General features: G+C 60.2%; 21 protein-coding genes. 12 read left to right on the top strand and 9 right to left on the bottom strand.

Going from position 1 to position 20,076, the window contains the following annotated elements; genetic code table 11:
* Positions 1-51 precede the first annotated feature (51 nt).
* Positions 52-1,953: a S16 family serine protease gene (locus tag QXU72_02710; GenBank protein MEM0494164.1), complete on the bottom strand. Its 1,902-nt coding sequence runs from the start codon at positions 1,951-1,953 to the stop codon at positions 52-54.
* 59 nt (positions 1,954-2,012) lie between these two features.
* Here QXU72_02710 and QXU72_02715 point away from each other — a divergent pair, with 59 nt between their 5' ends.
* Positions 2,013-2,378 (top strand): MTH938/NDUFAF3 family protein, encoded by a 366-nt coding sequence (locus QXU72_02715; protein ID MEM0494165.1) that lies wholly within the window; start codon positions 2,013-2,015, stop codon positions 2,376-2,378.
* 180 nt (positions 2,379-2,558) lie between these two features.
* On the opposite strand, the gene QXU72_02720 is transcribed toward QXU72_02715, so the two are convergent.
* Together QXU72_02720 and ppcA are read right to left on the bottom strand one after the other, a co-directional pair.
* Positions 2,559-2,843, bottom strand: a complete 285-nt coding sequence (locus QXU72_02720) for an ATP cone domain-containing protein (protein ID MEM0494166.1) — start codon at positions 2,841-2,843, stop codon at positions 2,559-2,561.
* 44 nt (positions 2,844-2,887) lie between these two features.
* Positions 2,888-4,264, bottom strand: a complete 1,377-nt coding sequence (gene ppcA / locus QXU72_02725; GenBank protein ID MEM0494167.1) for a phosphoenolpyruvate carboxylase — start codon at positions 4,262-4,264, stop codon at positions 2,888-2,890.
* 154 nt (positions 4,265-4,418) lie between these two features.
* Between ppcA and QXU72_02730 the strand changes: the two genes are divergently transcribed.
* Positions 4,419-5,834: an MATE family efflux transporter gene (locus QXU72_02730; protein ID MEM0494168.1), complete on the top strand. Its 1,416-nt coding sequence runs from the start codon at positions 4,419-4,421 to the stop codon at positions 5,832-5,834.
* Here the strand turns inward: QXU72_02730 and QXU72_02735 are convergent.
* Together QXU72_02735 and QXU72_02740 are read right to left on the bottom strand one after the other, a co-directional pair.
* A complete protein-coding gene (locus QXU72_02735) occupies positions 5,809-7,635 on the bottom strand; it encodes an ASKHA domain-containing protein (GenBank protein MEM0494169.1) in 1,827 nt (608 codons plus the stop codon). The two genes, QXU72_02730 and QXU72_02735, sit on opposite strands and share 26 nt — an antisense overlap.
* Positions 7,636-7,638: 3 nt before the next feature.
* Positions 7,639-8,604: an aldo/keto reductase gene (locus QXU72_02740; GenBank protein MEM0494170.1), complete on the bottom strand. Its 966-nt coding sequence runs from the start codon at positions 8,602-8,604 to the stop codon at positions 7,639-7,641.
* Positions 8,605-8,657: 53 nt separating this feature from the next.
* Here QXU72_02740 and QXU72_02745 point away from each other — a divergent pair, with 53 nt between their 5' ends.
* Complete coding sequence (locus QXU72_02745) at positions 8,658-8,870, top strand: hypothetical protein (GenBank protein ID MEM0494171.1); 213 nt, start codon at positions 8,658-8,660, stop codon at positions 8,868-8,870.
* Positions 8,871-9,154: 284 nt separating this feature from the next.
* On the opposite strand, the gene QXU72_02750 is transcribed toward QXU72_02745, so the two are convergent.
* Positions 9,155-9,610, bottom strand: a complete 456-nt coding sequence (locus QXU72_02750; protein MEM0494172.1) for a hypothetical protein — start codon at positions 9,608-9,610, stop codon at positions 9,155-9,157.
* Between the two features lie 197 nt (positions 9,611-9,807).
* Between QXU72_02750 and QXU72_02755 the strand changes: the two genes are divergently transcribed.
* Positions 9,808-11,304, top strand: a complete 1,497-nt coding sequence (locus QXU72_02755; GenBank protein MEM0494173.1) for a hypothetical protein — start codon at positions 9,808-9,810, stop codon at positions 11,302-11,304.
* Positions 11,305-11,456: 152 nt separating this feature from the next.
* Here the strand turns inward: QXU72_02755 and QXU72_02760 are convergent, their stop codons facing one another.
* Complete coding sequence (locus QXU72_02760; protein MEM0494174.1) at positions 11,457-11,600, bottom strand: hypothetical protein; 144 nt, start codon at positions 11,598-11,600, stop codon at positions 11,457-11,459.
* A 240-nt stretch (positions 11,601-11,840) separates the two neighbouring features.
* On the opposite strand from QXU72_02760, the gene QXU72_02765 reads away from it, so the two are divergent.
* The 5 genes from QXU72_02765 to QXU72_02785 all read left to right on the top strand — a co-directional run bounded on the left by QXU72_02765 (position 11,841) and on the right by QXU72_02785 (position 15,537).
* Positions 11,841-12,545 (top strand): SagB/ThcOx family dehydrogenase, encoded by a 705-nt coding sequence (locus QXU72_02765; protein ID MEM0494175.1) that lies wholly within the window; start codon positions 11,841-11,843, stop codon positions 12,543-12,545.
* Between the two features lie 31 nt (positions 12,546-12,576).
* A complete protein-coding gene (locus QXU72_02770; GenBank protein ID MEM0494176.1) occupies positions 12,577-13,599 on the top strand; it encodes an ABC transporter ATP-binding protein in 1,023 nt (340 codons plus the stop codon).
* Between the two features lie 10 nt (positions 13,600-13,609).
* Positions 13,610-14,359, top strand: coding sequence for an ABC transporter permease (locus QXU72_02775; GenBank protein MEM0494177.1), 750 nt, complete (start codon positions 13,610-13,612; stop codon positions 14,357-14,359).
* A gap of 74 nt (positions 14,360-14,433) precedes the next feature.
* Entirely contained in the window at positions 14,434-14,916 is a 483-nt protein-coding gene (locus QXU72_02780) for a magnesium-dependent phosphatase-1 (protein MEM0494178.1), read from the top strand.
* Between the two features lie 39 nt (positions 14,917-14,955).
* A complete protein-coding gene (locus QXU72_02785; GenBank protein ID MEM0494179.1) occupies positions 14,956-15,537 on the top strand; it encodes a TMEM165/GDT1 family protein in 582 nt (193 codons plus the stop codon).
* Here QXU72_02785 and QXU72_02790 read toward each other — a convergent pair.
* Positions 15,515-16,870, bottom strand: coding sequence for an APC family permease (locus QXU72_02790; protein ID MEM0494180.1), 1,356 nt, complete (start codon positions 16,868-16,870; stop codon positions 15,515-15,517). The two genes, QXU72_02785 and QXU72_02790, sit on opposite strands and share 23 nt — an antisense overlap.
* 392 nt (positions 16,871-17,262) lie before the next feature.
* Here QXU72_02790 and QXU72_02795 point away from each other — a divergent pair, with 392 nt between their 5' ends.
* From QXU72_02795 to QXU72_02805, 3 genes are all read left to right on the top strand, one after another.
* Positions 17,263-17,655: a HEPN domain-containing protein gene (locus QXU72_02795; GenBank protein ID MEM0494181.1), complete on the top strand. Its 393-nt coding sequence runs from the start codon at positions 17,263-17,265 to the stop codon at positions 17,653-17,655.
* Positions 17,627-17,977: a nucleotidyltransferase domain-containing protein gene (locus QXU72_02800; GenBank protein ID MEM0494182.1), complete on the top strand. Its 351-nt coding sequence runs from the start codon at positions 17,627-17,629 to the stop codon at positions 17,975-17,977. The genes QXU72_02795 and QXU72_02800 overlap by 29 nt, the downstream gene beginning before the upstream one ends.
* A 190-nt stretch (positions 17,978-18,167) precedes the next feature.
* Positions 18,168-18,803: a DUF1122 family protein gene (locus tag QXU72_02805; protein MEM0494183.1), complete on the top strand. Its 636-nt coding sequence runs from the start codon at positions 18,168-18,170 to the stop codon at positions 18,801-18,803.
* Between the two features lie 105 nt (positions 18,804-18,908).
* Here QXU72_02805 and QXU72_02810 read toward each other — a convergent pair whose 3' ends face one another.
* Positions 18,909-20,063, bottom strand: a complete 1,155-nt coding sequence (locus QXU72_02810; protein MEM0494184.1) for a glycosyl hydrolase 53 family protein — start codon at positions 20,061-20,063, stop codon at positions 18,909-18,911.
* Between the last annotated feature and the right edge of the window lie 13 nt (positions 20,064-20,076).

Below are 20,076 nucleotides of genomic sequence, written 5' to 3' on the forward strand. Positions count from 1 at the left end.
CCCCACTGAAATAAATATCGATATAAGAGCTGCAGCTGCTCGATCCGGTTTTCAGCGTCTGAAGAGGCTCTGCAGCCACCTGAGAAAGTTCTCCAGGGCTAGGGCAATCTGGCTCAGAAGATCCTTTATCCACTGGACGATGTCCACCGCGCCTCGCCTCTCAGGAGGCTTTTCTGGAGCGGAGGGGGTTGGTTCTGCAGGGTGAGGAGCCTGATAAGCGGGAGGCTGTGCCGTCAAGCTGATACCCTCCTGCTCGGCGATGTCCGCGAGCAGGTTCCCGAGCTGCGCTGCGAGCCTGAGGTACACGAGCTTGTCGGAGTCTGAGGCAGCTACGTTGCTCAGGTTATAGAAGTATAGCGCGGGAACGTTGTCAGCTGCGCGCAACGCGGCAAGCTTCGCCTGATCGCTAGCGACTCTCAAGTAGACCCTGCTGCCCGTAGCTGAGAGCTGGAAAGAGAGCAGTGCAGCCTCCGAGAGCGCGATGCTCCTAGCCCCGGCTACGCTCGCCGAGAACTTCCTCCCGCTGGAGAACATTGACATGGCTGCTCGCAGGTAGGTGTTAGAGTAGCTTAACGCCGTCAGGTCGCCTCCGGCTTCGCTGAGCACAGAGTAAGCGTACGACCACGTCGAGCGCGCCACGGATATGTATGACTCTGCGACGCCCACGGGCACGTGGCCCGGCAGGGAGGGGAGCCCCTCAGCCCAGAGCTTAGCCTCGTCGAGCATAGCGGAGGCGAAAGCGAGGTTTCTCAGAGCAGATACAGGGTCCGACGACCAGGTGGATGCTGACTCGTTGAGGAGTCTTGAAGCCCTGATCACGAGATCTGAAGCGAGAATCCTGAAGCCGAGGTCAGCGGTGTACAAGTTCCCTCTGTTTTCAAGCTCGCTGAGCAAGCTGGATACTTCGCTGGAAACCTGAGATACTACAGCGTCGAGCGAGCGGTCCAGGTAGTAGTCCACGAGGTACTTAACCCACCTCGAGTAGGCGACGCTCATAGTGCTGAGGAACACTGCCGCAGCGTCGCTGCCAAGGCTGGATGCCCTGCTCAAGTAGGCAGCAGCGTAGTTATCCAGGTAGTTCCGCAGCGCGAGAGCTGTGGTTGCGCTGAGCCTGGAGGCATTAACGTACCTCCGCGCATCGCTCAGCTCGCTCTGCGCCATTGACAGCATAGTCTTCACCACGTAAGCGATCTTTTCGCGGGCAGTAACGCTGAGAAGCGGTGCAGCTGCAGGCGGGGGAGTCGGTCTGTAGTTGAAGAAGTAGCGTAGCGCGTCCTCTATGGTGCTGATCTCAACCACTCTTAGGCCCCAGTTCCTTTCAGCGTAATCGGAGAGGTTGATCTGCTGAGGCTCGTAAGTGGTCACCCTGAAGGGCCCGATCCTGCGCACAACAGGCCTGTACGTCGTAACGATGCTCTGCCCAGGGGGCACCAGGAACACTTTAGCTCCCTGGGAGACGGCAGCCTGTGCTTTCTCGTAGATGCCGCCGACAGGCCCCACCGTGCCGTCGGGAGAGATCATCCCTGTGACCATCACAGATCTGTTGATAGGCGCTCCCGTGAGGGCCGAGTACACTGCTACAGCCATAGCGACGCCCGCGCTCGGGCCGCCGATAATCACGGCGTCGCTCTTAACCCGGAAGTAGTAGTTGTACTTGGAGAAGTCGAGGTTCAGCAGCTTAGCTACAACCCTCGCGGCTGCAGTAGCCGCGCCTTGAAAGTCCTCTGCCGTCAGCGAATACGTTGAAACGTATACATCCCCCCACCCCTCCGTTACGAAAACCGTGATGTTCGTTACTGAGCCCGCGTAGCCCGAATCGGTCTGGTACACGGCGGGTGCAAGAACCCACGCGGAGCCCACAACCTGAAGTTTCTCTCCGGGGCGCTGCGCGAGCACGGTAGCGGAAACCAGGAGGACGGTTATCCAAAGGGATAGCAGCCACTTACCGTACACGGTGCTAGATGGCCGGCGATGCGGAAAAAGATTACGTACCACTAGTTCACTAAAACCTGATGAGCGCGGTGCCGGCGAGGATCGAGGGCTACAGCTTCGGGAAGATAAAAGTGTCTGGGCGCGAGTACACGCGGGATATCGTCGTCTCCCCCGAGGGAGTTCTAGACGAGAGGTGGTGGCGCAGAGAGGGGCACCTGCTGCAGGTCGAGGACGTAGCCAAGTACGTTGAAGAGTACAAGCCCGCAGTAGTCATCACTGGGACGGGATACTTCGGTGCGATGAGAGTGGATGAAAGAGTCGAGTCTTACCTGGCAGGCAAGGGTATCGCTCTTCTCGCTTTGAAGACGAGTGAAGCCGTCCGCGAGTTTAACCTGAGGGTGGGGAGGGGTGAGAGAGTGCTTGGTTTCTTCCACCTCACGTGCTGACTGTGCCGGTGCGAAAACCGCCTCAAGGGTTACTTCTTTCCCTCGATTTTCGGCACTAGTCTCTGGAGCCAGCTGAGAGAAAGAACTTTTTAGGTGCCTAAGCGCTGGTAGTGGGGGATGAGGAGGGGACAAAGCGCTTGAGCTTTGATGAGACCGCTACAGGCTGACCCCGCTTTCCCGCTAAAGCTCCTTCTCCGTAGCCCTCCTCTTCACCGCTCTATCGAAGACTATCCAGTTGCGGTACCACTCCTCGTTTTCCTCCTTTAGGAGCGCGAGCACCCTCCTCATCAAGTCCCTGGTAGTGATCTCCTGAACTCTCTCTTTGAGCAGCTCGCCCTCAACAATCTTAGCGATTCTGCGCGCAGCCTCCAGCGTGGCGCCGGACTTCAAGCAGCTGACTACGATCTTCTCGGGCGCGAACTCCTCCCTAGAACTATCCCGCTTAATTACTGTAATTGCCACCATTACCACCACGTATACGGGCGCAGTTCGGAGTATTAACCTTTTCTTCAGCCGAGGAACCCCCTCCACCTCGCCGCCGCCAAGACCCCCAGCTCGGTGAAGCCCGGGTTTACCAGGTGAGCGTAAGCCGAGTCTACACACTCCTCAACGCCCAGCAGCGCCATAGCTTTCCTGACAACCTCGAGGAGCTCCCCGCCGAGAAACCTCCTCACAGAGCTCGAGACAAGAAACTGGGAATCATACTCCCACTCCAGAGGGAGGTTGGGCAGAAGCTCGAGAAGCTTGCCGAGAAGCCCTCTCCCGGAAGCCTGGAGGATAAACGGTGCATCGAGGAAGGTGGGAGGCAAGCCCAGAGAGTAGCAGGCAGCCGTGAAGGGGATCGCGCGGGGCAGCTTTAACACCGCGCCCCCTACTTCCACGCGCCTAGCGTACTCGGTCCAGACCAGGCGGTCTCGGGTCTGCGGCACGTTCCCCACCACGGCTAAGATTGCCTGGCTCACTTTCACCAGAGTTTTCCTGTAGTACTCTTCAGCCTGCTTGACCACTTCCAGAGCTCGTGCATCAACGCTCTCAGCTTCGGCTCCGCGCTGAGCAGCTACCGCGCTTGCGAACTGACGGTACTCCTGGCTGCTCGCGTCGTAGCGGATAGCTGACTGAACAGTTACCGTCCAGTACCCAGCGTACTGACTAGCCTCTCGCGAAGCTAGGCTGGGCTCGTTAACTCCACCCCGGAAGGGTGGGCGGCCCATACCGAGGATAGGTGCGACCTCGACGCCCAGCTTATCGCTCTCTCTGCTCACCTCGCCGAGGGCGTACCTGACCGCGAGAGAGGAAGCTATGTGCCCGCTAGAGACTGCGGAGTCGCTCGCCCCCAGGAAGACCCTTAGGCCGCCGTCCCCGCCTTGGATGCTGACGAGCACCCGGAGGTACTCCCCAACTCTAGACAAGCTTTCCACGCTTTCAAGCAAAGGGACCAGCAGAGGAGCTTGCACCCCGTCTTCCCCGATAGCGCCGCTCAGCTTCAAAGCTAGCTGGTGCACTTCCTTCAGCGCGTCTACCCCGCTGAGCATCGGTAAAACTAGCCATCGGACAGCCTGCGTCCCGGCCCTGCTCGCCGAGAGAGCGTTCGCGGACAGCGCGGCTACCAGAGCCAGCACCAGCCTATCGGCGCTCTCCAGCTGGGGGTTAGGCAGCCTCACTGTGACGAAGCGGTTCTCCCCTAGCGCGATGCCGCGCTCGAGGGCCTGCGCTACGACCTCCCGGGGCTGGCTGTAGGGAGTGAGTTTTCCCTCATAGTCTACCATCACTTCATCGCAGCCGTACGCTGTGAAAGCCATCAGAGCCTCTTGGATCTCCATGTGAGCTGGGACGCGAAGCGTGGAGTCCGGGTGCTGTGTGCACATCATCCTGGGAAACTCTACCATACGTTCCAGGCGAATGTTGGCAATTGTTTTTAGCTTTTCAGCAGAATTTTGGTATAAAATATGTAAATATGTGATTTTTGAGTATTACTTACCGCGGAATGCTTCCCGTGAGGGAATAGAATAAAATTTCGCCCTCTCCCTTGGCGAGGTTTAAATGAGTAAAGCTTTGAGGGGCGAGCTAGAGCTGGAGAGGTACAGGGATAGGGTGGTCAACGGGCCTGTGCTCCGCACGCTGCTCTGGCTGGGCGTGCCCCCGATGATCACCCAGCTAGTTCACGTGCTCTACAGCGTCGCAGACTCGCTGTGGCTCAGCATCTACAGAGAAGCCGCCATAGCCGTTCCCCGCCAAACCTTCCCAGTGCTGATGCTGTTCGGCGCTGCGATCAACGCTTTAAGCGCGGCCGGCACAGCGCTGATTTCACAGTCTGTTGGCTCTAGGGACTACGAGGAGTTCAAGCGGGAGGCATCGCACTTCTTCTCGGCGAGTGTGCTGGTGGGCGCTGCCCTCAGCTTCTCCTTCTTCGCTCTCCGCCCCCTCATCTTCACGCAGGTGGTGGCGACCCCTCCCGAGATACTTGAGGAAGTGCTCCTCTACTCGGCGATCATGGCTCTTGACTCTCTGCTAATGTCCCTGGTCATGCCCCTCACGACAGTGCTCAACAGCCTCGGCGAGACCAGGCTTCCCTCAATCATCAACGTGTTGGCTGTTCTCATCAACATCGCGCTCGACCCGTTCCTGATCCTTGGTCTGGGGCCCTTCCCGCGCCTGGGCGTTGCCGGAGCTGCGGCTACCGACGTGCTGGGGAAGGTGTTCACGCTGGGAGGCTACTTCGCGCTGCTAAAGAGGAGGTTTAGCTGGATCAAGATCACGTTTACTCCCCGCTTACCGGCTTACTGGGTCAGGCTGGCGTTCAGGATCGCCTCCCCCGTTTTCTTGATGATGTCTACTAACAGCCTTGCCTTCATATTCCAGCAGAGGATGGTGAACGCCTTCGGAGTAGCTGTTGCGACAGCCTACGCTATAGGCTTCGTCATCCTCGATATCGCGGACGGAGCCCTCTGGGGGCTGCTGGGCTCGATCTCGACAATGGTGGGGCAGGCGCTCGGCGCTGGCCGCAGAGACAGAGCCCGCGAAGCTGCAGTGAAGGCTTCGCTTTTCATCGCTACCGCGGTGGCGGCTGGAGCGCTGTTCGTGTACGTACTGAGAAGGCAGCTCGTGGCGGTGTTTGTCTCCGATCCCGCGGTTGAGGCAGAGAGTGTGAATTTCCTGGAGACGATCGTGGTGGGTCTACCATTCTTTGCCATGTTCATGGCTGGCAACTCCGTGGGAAGGGGGAGCGGTCACACGACGGTACCCACGATCATCGGTGTGTTCAGACTCTGGGTGCTGCGGGTAGCGGGTGGCTACGTCTTAGCGTTCCTGCTGGGCCTGGGGTCTATGGGCCTCTGGCTGGCGATCATGGCCAGTAACATCGCTGGGGGCCTCTTGATGTTCTACTGGGTCGCGAAAGGAGACTGGGCTGTGCCCGTCCTCAGAGGTCCTGCTACCGGTGGAGCTTCGGGAAGGTGAGCCCCTCCTTGAAGAAGCGCGGGAAGCTCGGAGCCGCGGCGAGCTCCACGTACCGCGTTTTCTCGGCTACCTTCTCGGCTTCCGCTAGAACGTCTTCGGAGATTAGTATCAGCCGCGCCCCCTCGATCGCGGTGTTCCCAGCTTGAAAGACCCGTGAAGGCTCTAGGGGTGGTAGGAGGCCTACTGCCACAGCGTTCTCTACGTTTATCCCGTAGCCGAAGGAGCCGCACAGGTACACTTTCTCGATGTCGCTGGGAGAGAGCCGTGTCTCCTCCAGGAGAACTTTCACAGCAGAGTAAACCGCGGCTTTCGCGAGCCTAAGCTCGCTGAGGTCGCCCTCCGAAATCGTGATCTCAGAATCCCTTCCCGCCTCCCCTGCGGGCACCACCACGTACTCGTAACCCTGCCGGCCTCTCCGCAGCCTTTCGTTCGGCGAGTCGCGCTTGAAGAAGCCTCGCTCGTCGAGGATGCCGGCGCGTAAAGCCTCAGCCGCGAAGTCTATGTAAGCTGAGCCGCATAGCCCTATCGGCTTCACGTCGCCAATCACAGTATACTTCACGTCACCATCTCGCAGCGATATCCTTTCGATAGCGCCCACTGAGGCCTTCATACCGTGCTTCATGTGAGCTCCCTCGAACGCCGGGCCCGAGGGGGCTGAGCACGCGAGGAGCTCTTCCCCAGTGCTGAGCACGACTTCCGTGTTAGTGCCTATATCGACAAGAAGGCTGGGCTCGTGCTCCAAGTGGATGCCCGTAGCGATGATGTCTGCGACTGCATCGCTGCCCACGTAACCCGCGATGACCGGCGGAAAGAGCGCGCGCCTGCCGTGCTTGAGGCCGAGCTGTTCGGCGGGAACCTCCACGGTGCCTCTTACGACGGGAACGTAAGGTGAGAAAGCGAGCCCCCTCACGTCTAGTCCAAGCACCAGGTGGTGCATCACAGTGTTCCCGACGATCACGGCACCGAGCACGCTCTCGTCCGGTATGCCGCTCTCGGCGAGGACCGCTGAGGCTAGGTTGTTAAGCGCGCTGACCACCAGCTCCTGCAGCCTCCTCAGGCCTTCCGGCCCGCGTAGAGCGTAGCTTAAGCGCGTTACGATATCCTCCCCCACGAGGACCTGGGGGTTCTCGGCTTTCGCCTCGGCGACGGGCTCACCGCTCGACAGGTCTACGAGGTGGACTACGAGCTTAGTCGTGCCTATGTCAACCGCCAAGCCGTACTCGCCGTCGAGGGGCTTCTCCACGCCTACCACGAGCCTACCCCGCCAGATGGCCGCATCGACTATCCAGCCGCTATCCCTCAAGACTGCCGGTAGCTTCGCCAGCACCCCCGGGTCTAGGTCCAGCTCGAGCCCCGTCCTCTTCGCGAGGCTGGAGCGCAGCCTCTCCCAGTCTGCTAGCACGTCTCTCAGCCCCGGCGGGTGGAGCTCTACGCGCACTTTCCTCGCGAGGGGCTTCGGGGGGACCCTCCTCGAGAACCCTCTGCTCGCAACTTTGAAGAGGCCTGCCCGGCTTTCGGGAGGCAGGTAGGCTACAGCGCTGCCGCAGACCCTAACCTGGCAAGCGAGCCTGTAGCTCCTTGCCAGCTCCTCAGCGGTTAAGTGCTTCATCTCTGGCTGGGTCGGCTGGCTGGTTTCGCCCTCGACGCGGAGAACCACTCTGCACTTACCGCAGAAACCCCTCCCGCCGCAGTCGCTCCTCAGGGGGATGCCCGCAGCCTGGAAAATCTCGTAGAGGGTTCTACAGCCTTTCACGGGCAGCTTTAAGCCGTAAGGCTCGACCACTACCGTGGAGTCCTCCATGCGCTACTCCTGGGCGGTGTAGTAGACCGAGTAGGAGACCGAGACCGAGCGGCTCGCCTCGTCTAGAAGGCTCCAGTCCTCGGTCTTCAGCCTCCAGCCCACTGCGCCAGCTACATCGTCGACCTGCTCCGGCGCCTTAGCGCCCGGGATAGGCACGACGGCAGGGCTTGAGAGAATGAGCCAGTTGAGAGCCACCTGCACCGGCTTCTTCCCGTACTTCTCCGCGATGCTGCTGAGCAGCTGCAGCAGCGGCCAAGCTTTCCTGAAGTTCTCCGGGTGGAATACTGGCTCGCGCGCTCTCACGTCTCTGAACTGGGGGAGATTGTCGGGAGAGTACTTCCCGGTCAGCGCGCCCTTCGCGATAGGGCTCCAAGCCTGCAGCGTTATCCTGTGCTTCTCCGCGTAGGGTATAACCTCCGCCTCAGCCCACCTCTCCAGCAGGTTGTAGCGGTGCTGGAAGACCTCTACATCGCACCTGGAGAGGCTGCTCCTGAAGCTCTCCACCAGCTCTACCGGGAAGTTGCTGAGCCCCAGGTACCGCACAAGACCCATGTTTACGAGCTGCTCGAGAGAGCGGGCATAGACCCGCGTGGGGACGTTGTGCCAGGCGGGCGGCCAGTGGGCAAGGAGTACGTCGATGTACCCGAGCTCTAAGTTCTCTATGCTCTTCCTGACTGCCCGCGGGATGTCGAGCGGGTTGAGGAACTCGCCCGGTATCTTCGTGGACACGATGACACTATCGCGGCTTACAGAAAGCTCTTTAAGCGATCTGCCGAGCAGCTTCTCGCTCTTCCCGTTGCCGTAAACCATGGCCGTGTCGAAGAAGTTTACCCCCAGCTCGACTGCCCGCCGCACAACAGCTTTAGCCGCTTCGAAGTCGAGAGCACCCCAAGCCTCGCTGAACTGCCAGGCCCCTAAGCCTATGCGCGATACACGCTCTCCGGTTTTACCGAGGATCGTGTACTCCACAATAGCTGCTCAGGGGCTAGGCTGAAATAAGCTTTCCCACCACATCTGCCCACGTGAGAAGGCTTTGCGACGAACTGCTGAGGAAGCGCGACCCAGCAGGGTACTACGTCATCGTCGCTAAGCCCGAGGCCCTCTCACTGGTCGAGAGCTTCGCCGCTCAGGTGGAGCAGAGCCCTTCAGCCCTACTGGTAAAGGTGAAGTCCCGCAGCGTGGCGCGCAAGCTCTGCCTCATCCTCCTCGAGAGAAACCTGCTAGTCAGCCTCTAGCTTCAGCGCACGCCAGCTTCTCCATACCTTCACTCCCAGATGAAAGCCGTGTACACGGTGAGCCAGCCTTCCCTCAAGCACACCAGCGCTATGCGCCCTGAGACGTTGAACGCTACGCTCACCGGCTTCAGCCTCGCAACCCCGAAGGCTTTGTGGATACTAGCGCCCCCACCCTGACTGTGGTGGCAGCCACAGCGACAGCTCTAAACCTTCACCCTGCGCGGAGGCGCCGCGCTAGCCCCGGAGCACGAGAGAGAAAAAAGAAGAAAAAGATGCTTAAGTTTTCAGCGGGGTAGGGCCTCCTCCAGTGCCCGCCTGACCGTTTCTTCGACAAGGCTGCCCGCCTGGAAGGTTGAGACCCCTCCCTCCGCGGCGACCTTCACTTCCCCTGGGGGGATGAGGCGCTTTGCCGCCAGCGCCACCACCGCTTCCTCGGCGCTCACGCTCCTCCTGAACCTAGCGGTGTAGAGCTTTGAGGGAGGGTAGCCCACCTTCACCCACGCCGTAGCGCCCCTCACCACCACCGCGGTGCTGCCGTGGAACGTCAGCTCATCCCAAACCTCGCCCCCAGCACCCTCCAAGCCGTCGCGCACCTCAGCGATCAGCGAGCCGTACCGCTCCAGCAGGCTGCGGGGCAGGCTGAAGAACACAGATCCCTCACCGCAGCGCGCAGCAGCCTCCGAGCGCCAACCCCCGAACCCGTACTCGCCGAAAAGCTGCCGGAGCTCCGCGCTTCTCAACCCGCTCCTCCAGCCTCCTCCCTAGCTCCTTCCTGCCCTCGCTGCTCGCGAGCCGCTCCACGCCGCTCACCCCGTGGCGAAGGCTTGTAGAGGGTGAGCCAGCTTCTCCTCAAGCGCCGGCACCACTCTCCCGGGGGCAACGCCCCCGCGTCCCTTGCGGCCATAAATAGGGTTTGGGCAAGTGAAGCTGGGGGCGGATGGGGGCCAGCACGGCGAGGGGAGTCCCCGAGAAGAAGGCCCCCGGGGAGGGCTTCAGGGTCTTCAGGGTGGAGTTGAACAGGAGAGTGAGGGGAGAGCTCGCGAAGCTCCACCAGCGCCTCGTACAGAGGGATCCTTCGCTGCCGAAGAGCGCGTTCCGCTGCCTTGAGAGCTGGGAGGAGGAGAGAGCGGTGGTGCTGGAGATGCGGGAGCAGGCGGGGAAAAGGACCCCGCCCAGGCGCGATCCACCGTACCACCTGCTGGTCAAAGTCATCAAGGACGGGAAGAGAATCCACGGCAGCGACAGCGTGCCTGTGGTCATCGACCTCAGCAGGGGCGAGCTGCGGATCCCCTGCGCGGGGATCCAGATCCACCTGAAGCCCTCACTGCTCAAAGCGCTGGAGGGGGATCTCCGGCTGGACCCTAAGCCGGAGTTCATAGTGCAGCTGACGTGCCGGGGCAGGCTCCGCATCGTCGCTTTCAGGAGCCCGCCGAAGTGGTGGGCGTTCAGGGAGGAGTGCAGCGACTTCAGCGTCGTCCGGCTCGAGCCGCCCGTCAGGGTGGTAGCGATGGACTTGAACAGCGTGTACGGCCTCACCGTCGTCGTCTTCGACATCAAAGAGGACGGAGTTAGGGTACCGAAGTCGCCGATGCGGTGGCAGCCGCCGAACGACACCCTATTCCTAACGATGGCGAGCGTGCTCCGGAAGATCGCCCAGGGCCTGCCGCCGGAACCGCCGGACAACGCCACGGAGGAGGAGCTCCAGCTCTGGCGGTGGGCGCTCGAGAGGGTGAGGAGGCTGGAGGAGAGAACGGGTACCTTGACAACGGAGCGCGCCGACAGGCTCCGCTGCCAGCTGGAGCGGGCGGCGAGGATGGCGAGGAGGCGCTGGGCCCGGAAGGTGGTGCACGAGCTCAGGCAGCTCATCCGCGAGGCAGGAGGTAGGGCAGTAATCGCTATCGACGTCCCCGACTCTGGGAGCTTGAGGAACAGTAGGCTGCAGAAGACCTACCTGCGCGTAGTCAAGCTCGTCAAGAACCTCTGCGCTTACGAGGGGGCGCTCTACCGGAGGGTGCGTGCCTCCGGCAGGGTGTGCCCCCTCTGCAGCAGCTGGTGCGAGGAGGTGGAGCACCGCTACTACCGGTGCCCCTGCTGCGGCATCGTAGTCGACCGGGACTACGGCGGAGCTTTCAACGCAGCCCTCGAAGCCCTACCACCGACGCTCGCCGACACGCTGAGAAAGTGGCTCAGAGCCCACCCCAAAGCGCTCGCGAGGAACTACGCTAATCCAGCCGGAGCAAAGGCAACCGCAGAGCTCAACCGCCGCGCCCTAGAGGGCCCCGCTTCCCGGGACCCCCGCCCGGACGTCGAGCCCGTTCGGGGGGCGCTCCCGGGGGGCCGCGTGCGCGACGAGGGGGAGAGCAGCCGGGAGGCGCTCCGGCGACGGGGCGCTGAAAGGCGCGAGCAGGCCGCCCTTAAGCGGCCACCCCCATGACCCGCCCCGGTCGTCCACGGCCAAGAGCCGGGGAGGCCGGAGGGTGGGCCCGGAGGCCCAAGCCGATGAAGGGGGATGAGCACCGGCGCGGAACTATACTGCTCTAACCCCCCAAAACACGAGAGGAAAAAAGAATAGAGAGTTTAGAACTCTCAACGCGGCAAAGCCTCATCTAGCGCTTGCTTAAGCGTCTCTTCGAGGAGCTTCCCCGCGTAGAGGAAGGTGACACCCTCCTTCGTGATGCCCCTCACTCCTTTCGACGGGATAAGGTGCTGAGGGCCCACCCCCGCTACCAACCGGGAGGCCCCTCTCAGAAGTGCACCGGTGGCGGGGGCTCTGAAAGGAGGAGGGTGTAAGCCACAGCCGGGGAGGCGGGCAGCCGACCCCCTCCCTCATGACCCACCCCGGTTCTCCGCGGTTCAAAACAGCAGAAGCCGCAGGGCGGGCCCCAGAGGCCAGCAACAGCCGAAGGGGATGAACACCGGCACGGGACCTAGCGCGCAAGCCTTATCTACTCTCACATTACCCTCACGGCTATGGTGGAGGGGATGCGGGAAGAGGTGGTTCTTCTACCTCACCTTCAGAGGCTCTCAATGCTCTCTCTGGAGGAAGCCCTCCTACTGCGCCGCAGCACGCGTTCTTTCACTGGAGAACCGGTGAAGCTCAGACAGCTTGCGATGATCTTGTGGGCAGCGAACGGGATAACCGACCGGTTGGAGCGCAGGACGGTGCCTAGCGCGGGAGCCACCTACCCGCTGAACTTGTATGCTGTTGTCGGGGAGGGAGGTGTAGTCAAAGAGAATGGGGACAGGCTGCCGGCTGGCGTTTACCTGTACGATGCACCCAAGCACTTTCTACTGTTGAAGATTCCCGGCGATCTACGGAGCGAGCTGCAGAAAGCGGCTTTGAAGCAGATCTGGGTCGGCCAAGCTCCCGTTAGCCTGGTTATCACCGCTGTCTACTCGAAAGTTGTGGAAATCTACGGCGAGCGCGGCCGCACGAGGTACGTGCCGATGGAGGTGGGTCACGCGGGCCAGAACATCTACTTGATGGCGACCGCGCTCGGCCTAGGCACTGTGGCCATAGGTGCTTTCGACGACGAGGATGTTTCCAGGGTTCTTTCTCTTCGGCCGGAGGAGACTCCGCTATACATCATGCCGGTAGGAGTACCACGGAGAAGTGAGAGCGTAAGCTTCGCGGAGCTCAACAGTTTCTTCGAATCGAAACGAATTAGAGCATGAATTCCCACAGGCTTCGACTCCCCGTCGGAGTTTGAGAGAGCAGGAGGTGGTTCAGGCGCCGGCAGCTGTAGTCGCGGAAAGCCTGGTGAAGAGCTTCAAAGGCGTTCAGGCGCTCTCAGGAGTTTCGATGAGAGTTGATGAAGGTGAAGTTCGGGGTGTGCTAGGCCCTAATGGTGCCGGCAAGACAACGATGATGAGGATCTTAACAACTCAGCTGAGGCCCACGTCGGGCGAAGCATGGGTTCTAGGATACCACGTGGTTCGCGAGGCTAGCAGAGTCAGGAGGCACATCGGCTACGTCCCGCAGGAGTTCTCCGTGTGGAGCGACCTCACAGGGTACGAGAACTTGCGTATTTACGCGAAGCTGTACGGCATCCCCGGGGACCGGCGCGAGAGAGTTGTCTGGAACATGCTCGACTTCATGGACCTGCGCGAGGCGGCGGGCAGGCTCGTGAAAACCTACTCGGGAGGGATGATCAGGAGGCTCGAGCTCGCGGCTGCGCTCATGGTTAGCCCGAGCGTGCTCTTCCTCGACGAGCCGACGATCGGTTTAGACCCGAGGGCTAGAGAGCTGGTTTGGTCGAAAATCCTGGAGTACGTGAAGGAGTACAATGCTACTGTGGTTTTCAACACGCACTACATGGATGAAGCAGAGAGGTACGCTCACAAAGTAACTGTGATAAACCGAGGTGAGGTGGTGGCTGAGGGGACCCCGGAGGAGCTGGTGAAGCTGGTCGGCGAGAGCTCTGTGGTTCGGATCTACATCGGCAGCGGGGTTGAGAAGGCTGTGCAGCTGCTCTCCCAGGTGCCGGGCGCTATCCTAGTATCTTCGAAGAACCCTCTGGTTGTGCGGCTTGACGACGCCGAACACGGCGTGGTTCAGGTGATGAAGGCTCTCGTCGAGGGGGGAGTGAGCGTCGAGCAGGTTAGCTTGAGGAACCCTACCTTGGAGGACGTCTTCATCAAGCTGACGGGTAAAACGTTCGAGGAGGCTGAAGCGGAGAGCTTCCGAGCTGTGTTGGCGACGAGGAGGGCTATTAGGAGGGGTGGTTAGCTTGAGCTTAATGAAAGTTCTCGTCTTCGTAGAGTTAGAGCTGCGGAGGCTCCGCCACGACCCTACTGAGGTGTTTACTCGAGCTGTCCAGCCGATACTCTGGATCGGTGTCTTCGGCACAGCAATGAGCAGGATAAGAGCGATACCCACAGGGTCGGTGGACTATCTCACCTACATAACGCCCGGCGTTCTCATGCAGTCCACGTCGTTCATCGCGATGGCTTACGGCATCATGCTTGTATGGGAGCGCGAGTCAGGGATCTTGAAGAAAGTTCTCACGCTCCCCCTCAGCCACTTCACGATAACTCTCGGAAGATCTCTCGCGGGGGCAGCGCGCGCCCTAACGCAGCTTTTCGTGGTCCTCGTGGTTGCGCTCCCCCTGGGCGCGAAAATCATCCTGGCGCCCGAAGCCCTTCTTCTAGCGATGGTGGCTGTCTTCGTCGGCGCAGCGGGGCTGACCGCTCTCTCCATCCTCTTAGCTGCATTCATGAAGACCAGGGAGAGGTTCATGGGGATCATTCAAGCCGTAACGATGCCCCTATTCTTCGCGAGCAACGCAATCTACCCTGTCGAGATCATGCCGCTTCCCATAAAGCTGATCAGCCTAGGCAACCCTTTAACCTACGTGATCCAAGCGCTGCGAGACGCGCTGGTCTACGGAGCCTACCTCGATAGCCTCTACAACATCTGCATCGTGGCAGTGTTCTCGGCGAGCATAATCACGCTCGCCAGCACAGCGCTTAGAAGAATCATCGAGTAGGGGCCCCCGCCTCGAGCGCCCTGCCTACCCAGCGCCCGTGCAAGCTTTAACTGAGGGTTGCTGCGGAGGAGGGTGTGGCTGTCAAGCTGCTCATACTCGACTTGGACCAGACCCTATGGAACCACCCCGATATCTCCCAGGCCACTCCGCCGTTTCGACCTCTAGGCCAGGGTGCTGCTGTGGATGCTTCAGGCACTCTAGTGAAGCTCAGGGAGTGCGCTGAGGAGCTGCTGCTCCACGCTAAGAGGAGCGGCATCAAGCTGGCTGTCGCGAGCTGGAACTGGAGAGAGCCCGCGGCCGCGGCGCTGGATGTGCTGGGGCTCACAGCCTACTTTGACGCTGTGGTTATCGAGCCTCACCCCCGCAAGGAGGAGATGATAAAGAAGATTCTCAAAACACTGGGTGTGAAGCCCGAGGAAGCGCTCTTCGTAGACGACAACGAGGTTATCGTGCGTAGAGTTCGGAGGTATCTGCCAGAGCTGAGAACCCTGCGCTACGGCTTTGAAGTAAGTAGCCTCTGCGAGCTTCTCGAGAAGCTTAAGGCGGGGGAGCTCTGACAATATGTATTTTAAGCAGCCCGAGCGCTCTCGCGTAATGTGTCGGAGGAGCCTTTGAGGAGCGCGCTCAGCGTCGCCGTATCCGTGTTCCTCGCCGAGATCGGCGATAAGACGATGATCGCCACCGCTGCTTTCTCCGTAGCGTCAGGCCCGCTGGCTACGCTGCTTCTCTCCACTGCTGCCTACCTTCTCGCTAACGCGGTGCCGGTCGCTCTCGCGTGCGGGGCTGCAGCCGCGCTCAGCGGCTACAGCAGCTTTATCAAAGCCTTCTCCGGCGCGGGCTTCATCGCTCTCGGAGTTTTCACGCTGCTTGCGAGCGAGCGTGATGCCAAAACAGTCAGGGGCGGTGGTAACCTTCTCGCCTACTTTCTAGTTCTCACCGCAGCCGAGATCGGCGATAAGACGCAGATTGCGAGCATTCTCGCCGCCGCTCTCACCGGTGATGTGGTTCAAGCGCTAGCTGCAGGCGCGTCCGGTTACCTCGCAGCCAACTGTATTGGCGTGGCGGCAGCGCATGCTTTTAAAGAGAAGCTCAGCCCCGCTGCCGTGAGGAAGGCTGCCGGCACCGCGTTCATCGTTCTTGGCCTCTACCTGCTGGCTACCGTGATTTTCTGGAGCTGAATAGGAACATTGCGATGCCCGCGATGATCCACAGAGTGGCGAGCAGCCTGCCCTCCCCGTGCAGGATGAAGAGGAGGGACCACATCGCGGCGCACGCCACTAGCCCTGCTATGGGCTGCAGCACAGGCTTGATTCTGAAGTGGGGGTTGGTTTTCCAGTTCAGCGACGTGAGGGCTAGGTGCGCGTACATGTACGCGATTAGCGCGCCAAAGTTGTAGAGCGAAGCGATTACTTCGAGGAGGTGCGCGCTCGGGAGAAGAGCGTGGGTCAGGAGGAGGCTTGCCGCGACAGCGCCGGAAACCGCTAGCGCCACGTCCGGCACGCCTCTAGAGTTCACTCGCTGCAGAGCTTTCGGCAGGAGGTTCGTCCTGCTCATAGAGAATATCACTCTCGAAACTCCGATGACGCCCGAGTTCGCCGACGCTGCGTTGAGGAGAAAACCCATCAGCCCTGTCAGAACAGCCAGGTAGGGCCCGAAGACAGGTATAGACTTCGCCAGGGTTGAGAAGGGGTGCTGGACATCCTCCTCGCTCAAGTTCCCGAGCGAGGAGAAGAGGATAGACGCTGTGAGAGCCACGAGCACGGTGGCGGCCACGGCGAGGAGGATAGCCTTTGGGACGTTCTTCTCCGGGTTTCTCACCTCCTCTGCGGCTTGCGAGGCAGCTTCGACCCCAACGTAGGACGCCATCGCTATAGTCGTCGCGTGAAGGAAGTTGCTCATGGAGACTTCGCTGCCGATGGCCGGCAGCCGCAGCCTTAGAGACCCGCTTGCGGCGAGGAGTAAGCCGCCCACACCGATGACCAGGAATATCGTCAGGAAGTCTGCCGCCACTATGTACTCGTTGAACCTGCTCGACACCTTAATTCCGAGGAGGTTGATGCCGATGAGAAAAACCGTGAGGACGCAAGCCGCGAAAGCGTAGTTCGGGTTCTCCAGGAGGAAGCTGCTCCCGGTCACCAGCTTGACGAGGAAGCCGAGGTAGCCTACAGAGGCCAAAGCGAAGAGCGCGACGTCAACAATGTAGTCCAGCATGAGCCCCCAGCCCGCAAGGAAACCGTGCAGGGGCCCGAACCTCGCATACGCGTAGTACTGGGCACCTCCCGCCACCGGGTACACTCGGCTTAGCTTAGCGTAAGTCAACCCGGTGAGCACGTATACCACAGCCGCCAGCGCTAGAGCGAGGGGTGCGGCGCCTGCAGCGTAGAGGACTACAAGGCCCAGCGTGATGTAGATGTCAGCCCCCACGTCTGCATAGCCGATGCTAAACGCTCCGAAAAGCCCTACTTCTCTGCGTAGGCCACTCTTCTCATCTTCACCCCCTTCCTCCCCCATCCCATCCCCACCCCGACGATCCCCCTCCCCAATGAACTGCCACTCGTCGAGGAGCGGATTAAAAAATTTTCGATGAAAACGCGGCCGTGCTCCTCCACGCCTCCGGAGAAGCCCTCCTCGAGCCGAGACTTTCGCTACGGCTAGCGTGCTGCGCGAGCTGTCACTGTCTCCTGCGGTTGCTCGCGGTGCCTCGAGGGTTATATCAGCACTCCGAGCGGACTGCGCCCAAAACTTAGCTGGGCAGCAGGACCGTTAAGCTCGCTTACTCTTCAGCTCACCTCGAGCCGCTTTGCTGTTATGGAGATCGGCTCAAGTCAGCGGTAGGGTTCATGTAACAGGCTTTTAAGGTAAAAATTAAGAGGTGTGGAGTTTCTTTCACTTGTGCTCTCATCGTGAGAGAGGAGGCTAGGGCCTGGTACGAGGGAGCGCTCGTAGATCTAGCTGAAGCCCGCTCTGCTTTCAGGGAGGGAAGGTACAACTGGGCGGTCTTCGCGGCTCACCAGGCAGTTGAAAAAGCGTTAAAATCAGCTCTCATGGTTTTCAAGAGGGAGCCGCCGCCCAGAACTCACGATTTAACTCGCTTGCTTTCGATCCTCGGGCTAGAGCTGCCGGAGGACCTAAGAGCCGGAGTAATGGAGCTTTCACCATTCTACACTGTTGCTAGGTACCCTAACGCAGGCCTAGAGAGACCTTGGGAGGGTATTAGCAGGGGTCTAGCCGATAAGCTGCTGAAGGTCGCTGAGGAGGTGGTAGAGTATGTTGGGAGAGCTGCAGGGCTTAAATAGCGTGAATGTCCCCTCGGAGCTCAAGGAGATCTTAAGGGAGTTCGTGGAGAAGGTGAAGGCTCAGCTGGGACCCGCCGAGGTTTACCTCTTCGGGAGCTATGCTCGAGGCGACTGGCTGAGGGACAGTGATGTCGATCTCATTGTAATTTCCCCAGCATTCCAGGGGCTGGATTTGGGGAAAAGGTACTCTCTCGTGAGGCGATTGCTGCCCGACACGATCTCGGTGGAGCTCCTCCTTTACACTCCGGAGGAGTTTGAAAGGCTCAGGGAGAAGAGCGTGGTGCTGAGAGATGCTGCGAGGTACTGGGTAAAGCTGCTCTGATGCTGCGCCTAAAGGGGGATTTTCTCACTCCAGCGCGCCTGTGGGGGTGTCTCAGCTCTTAACGCATTCCATCGAGTCTTCGCAAGCTCCTCTGCGGCCAGCGTTAGTAGAGGATTCCTGCGTGAGAGCTCACGCGCGCTTTTCTCCACAAAGCTAGAGATATAGGTTTAGGCAGAGCTTCTGAACAACCATGTTCTGTGCGCGAGCGCTGCGAGCCCTAGCTGAAAGGCACCGGCTAGGCTTGGTCGAGAAACCGGGCCGTTTTCGAGAGGAAGGGAATTTCGAGCTGTGGCTATACGGTAAGCGCTTACTCGTCGCGAAGTGCTTCAGCGGTAGGCCCCCCTACTACAGACGGTGGGCTGAAATCTTCGCGGTGCTTCCCCGCGTTGAGGCGGAGGAAGGCTCTTTCGTGTTCGCCGGCTCAGCTCTGGAGAGCGAGCTTGTCGGAGAGCTAGCAAGCGAGCTTGAAGGCGGGGATGCACTGTACTTTGAGTACGGCTACGACCCTGAAACCGAGGCCTTGCTGCGCCTCGGTCTGCCACCCCACGTGACGAGGCTGGGCTTTACGCTGTTCCAATTTGGCTTCACGCTCCTGAAAGACTTCTACTTCCCCGAGGGCTTCATGGAGGGTGGAGCTAAGCTGCGAGGAGAGAAGCCTACTAGTGTAAGTGCGCGGTGCCGATACCTCGCGAGAACTATTGAAGAGGTTAAGGAGGCTGTCCCCCGCCTGAGGGAGCTTGCGAGCGACCCTAAGCTTGGACACTGGGCTGTGAGAGCGCTGGAAAGGTCAGAGCGCGTGGTTAACAGCATTGGTCAATGCCCATGAAGTTGAGAGCGCTAGAATCGAGATGGGTTAGCAGGTCGACGGTCAAGCTGGGTCGGGGTTGAACGTCGGAGAGGTAGAGGAGCGCTGCAGATAGCATCAAGGAGCCTAACCGGAGAACGTGAACCCCAATCTTTCAACTTCGCCCAGCGACGATACATCGCCCCCCAGCAGGAAGTCTGGGCCCCGCACCTTCCTTATCTCGCTGAAGGCTCTCAGAGCGGGTAGAGCTCTCCCGCTTTCGTCGAAGAGGGCTGCGGCTCCGCCAAGCCAGGGGCGTAGATCTCCCACGGTCGCCACCGCTGGCTCCCACCACACTATTCCCGCGCAGCCGGGAGTGTTCACAGCTTCCGCTAGGTCCCGCAGGAACTGCTCCTGCCCTTGCGGAGTGAAGCTCCATGCAGCGTGCTTAGAGTCAGCGTAGGGGAGTACGTTCAGGTTCACGGGCTTGTAGGGGTACGCGGTTTCAACGATTAGGACTTTCTTACCGAAAGTCGCATACGCGTTCTCTACGTTCTCCCTTAAGCTCGATAAGGGGCCGTGCCACCAGGGATAGTAGCTTATACCGATCAAGTCGTAGGGCACGCTGAATCTCTCGATGTTGGTGAAAAACCACTTCGTGGTGCTCCACCCCTGCCCGTGGACGTGAAGCATGATCTTAACATCCTCCCCGCCGGCGCCCTCTCTCACGCCTCTGATAGCCGCCTTGAGCAGAGCTGTGAAGCGGCTCCACTGCTCTTCTGGGTTGCTGACGTCGCAGATCTTTCCCCACGGCCACAGCATGCCGCAAGTGATCTCGTTTCCGACCTGCACGATGTCCGGCAGCACTCCCTCTTCCCGCATTCTAGCGATAACTTCACGCGTGTACGCGTAAACCTGCTCCACTAGCTGGTCAAAGCTCAGCTCTCTCCATGCGGCGGGAGGCTCCTGACGCTGCGGGTCAGCCCAGGTGTCGGAGTAGTGAAGATCCAGTATCAGCTTGGCGCCAGCACTCTTCACTCTCTTCGCGAGAGCGATCGTGTAGTCGAGGTCATTACCCGTGAAACCTCCCCACTCGTCGCGGGGTTTCGGGTTTACGAAGAGGCGGAGGCGGAAGCAGTTCGCTCCATGATCAACCATTACAGTTAGCGCATCCTGCGGGCTCAAACCGGCGCTCTCCTCGAAAGCTGATTTTCCCCCGCCGCCTCCTAGAAGAGTTGCTAAGAGAGCGGTAGTGAGGAGTACAGCCGCAGCCAGCAGGTACAGAGTAGCGCGGCGGCGCATACCCGCTTTTCTC

Origin of the sequence: Thermofilum sp. (genome assembly GCA_038741495.1) — an archaeon.
In the GTDB taxonomy this organism is placed as follows: Archaea; Thermoproteota; Thermoprotei; order Thermofilales; family Thermofilaceae; genus Thermofilum.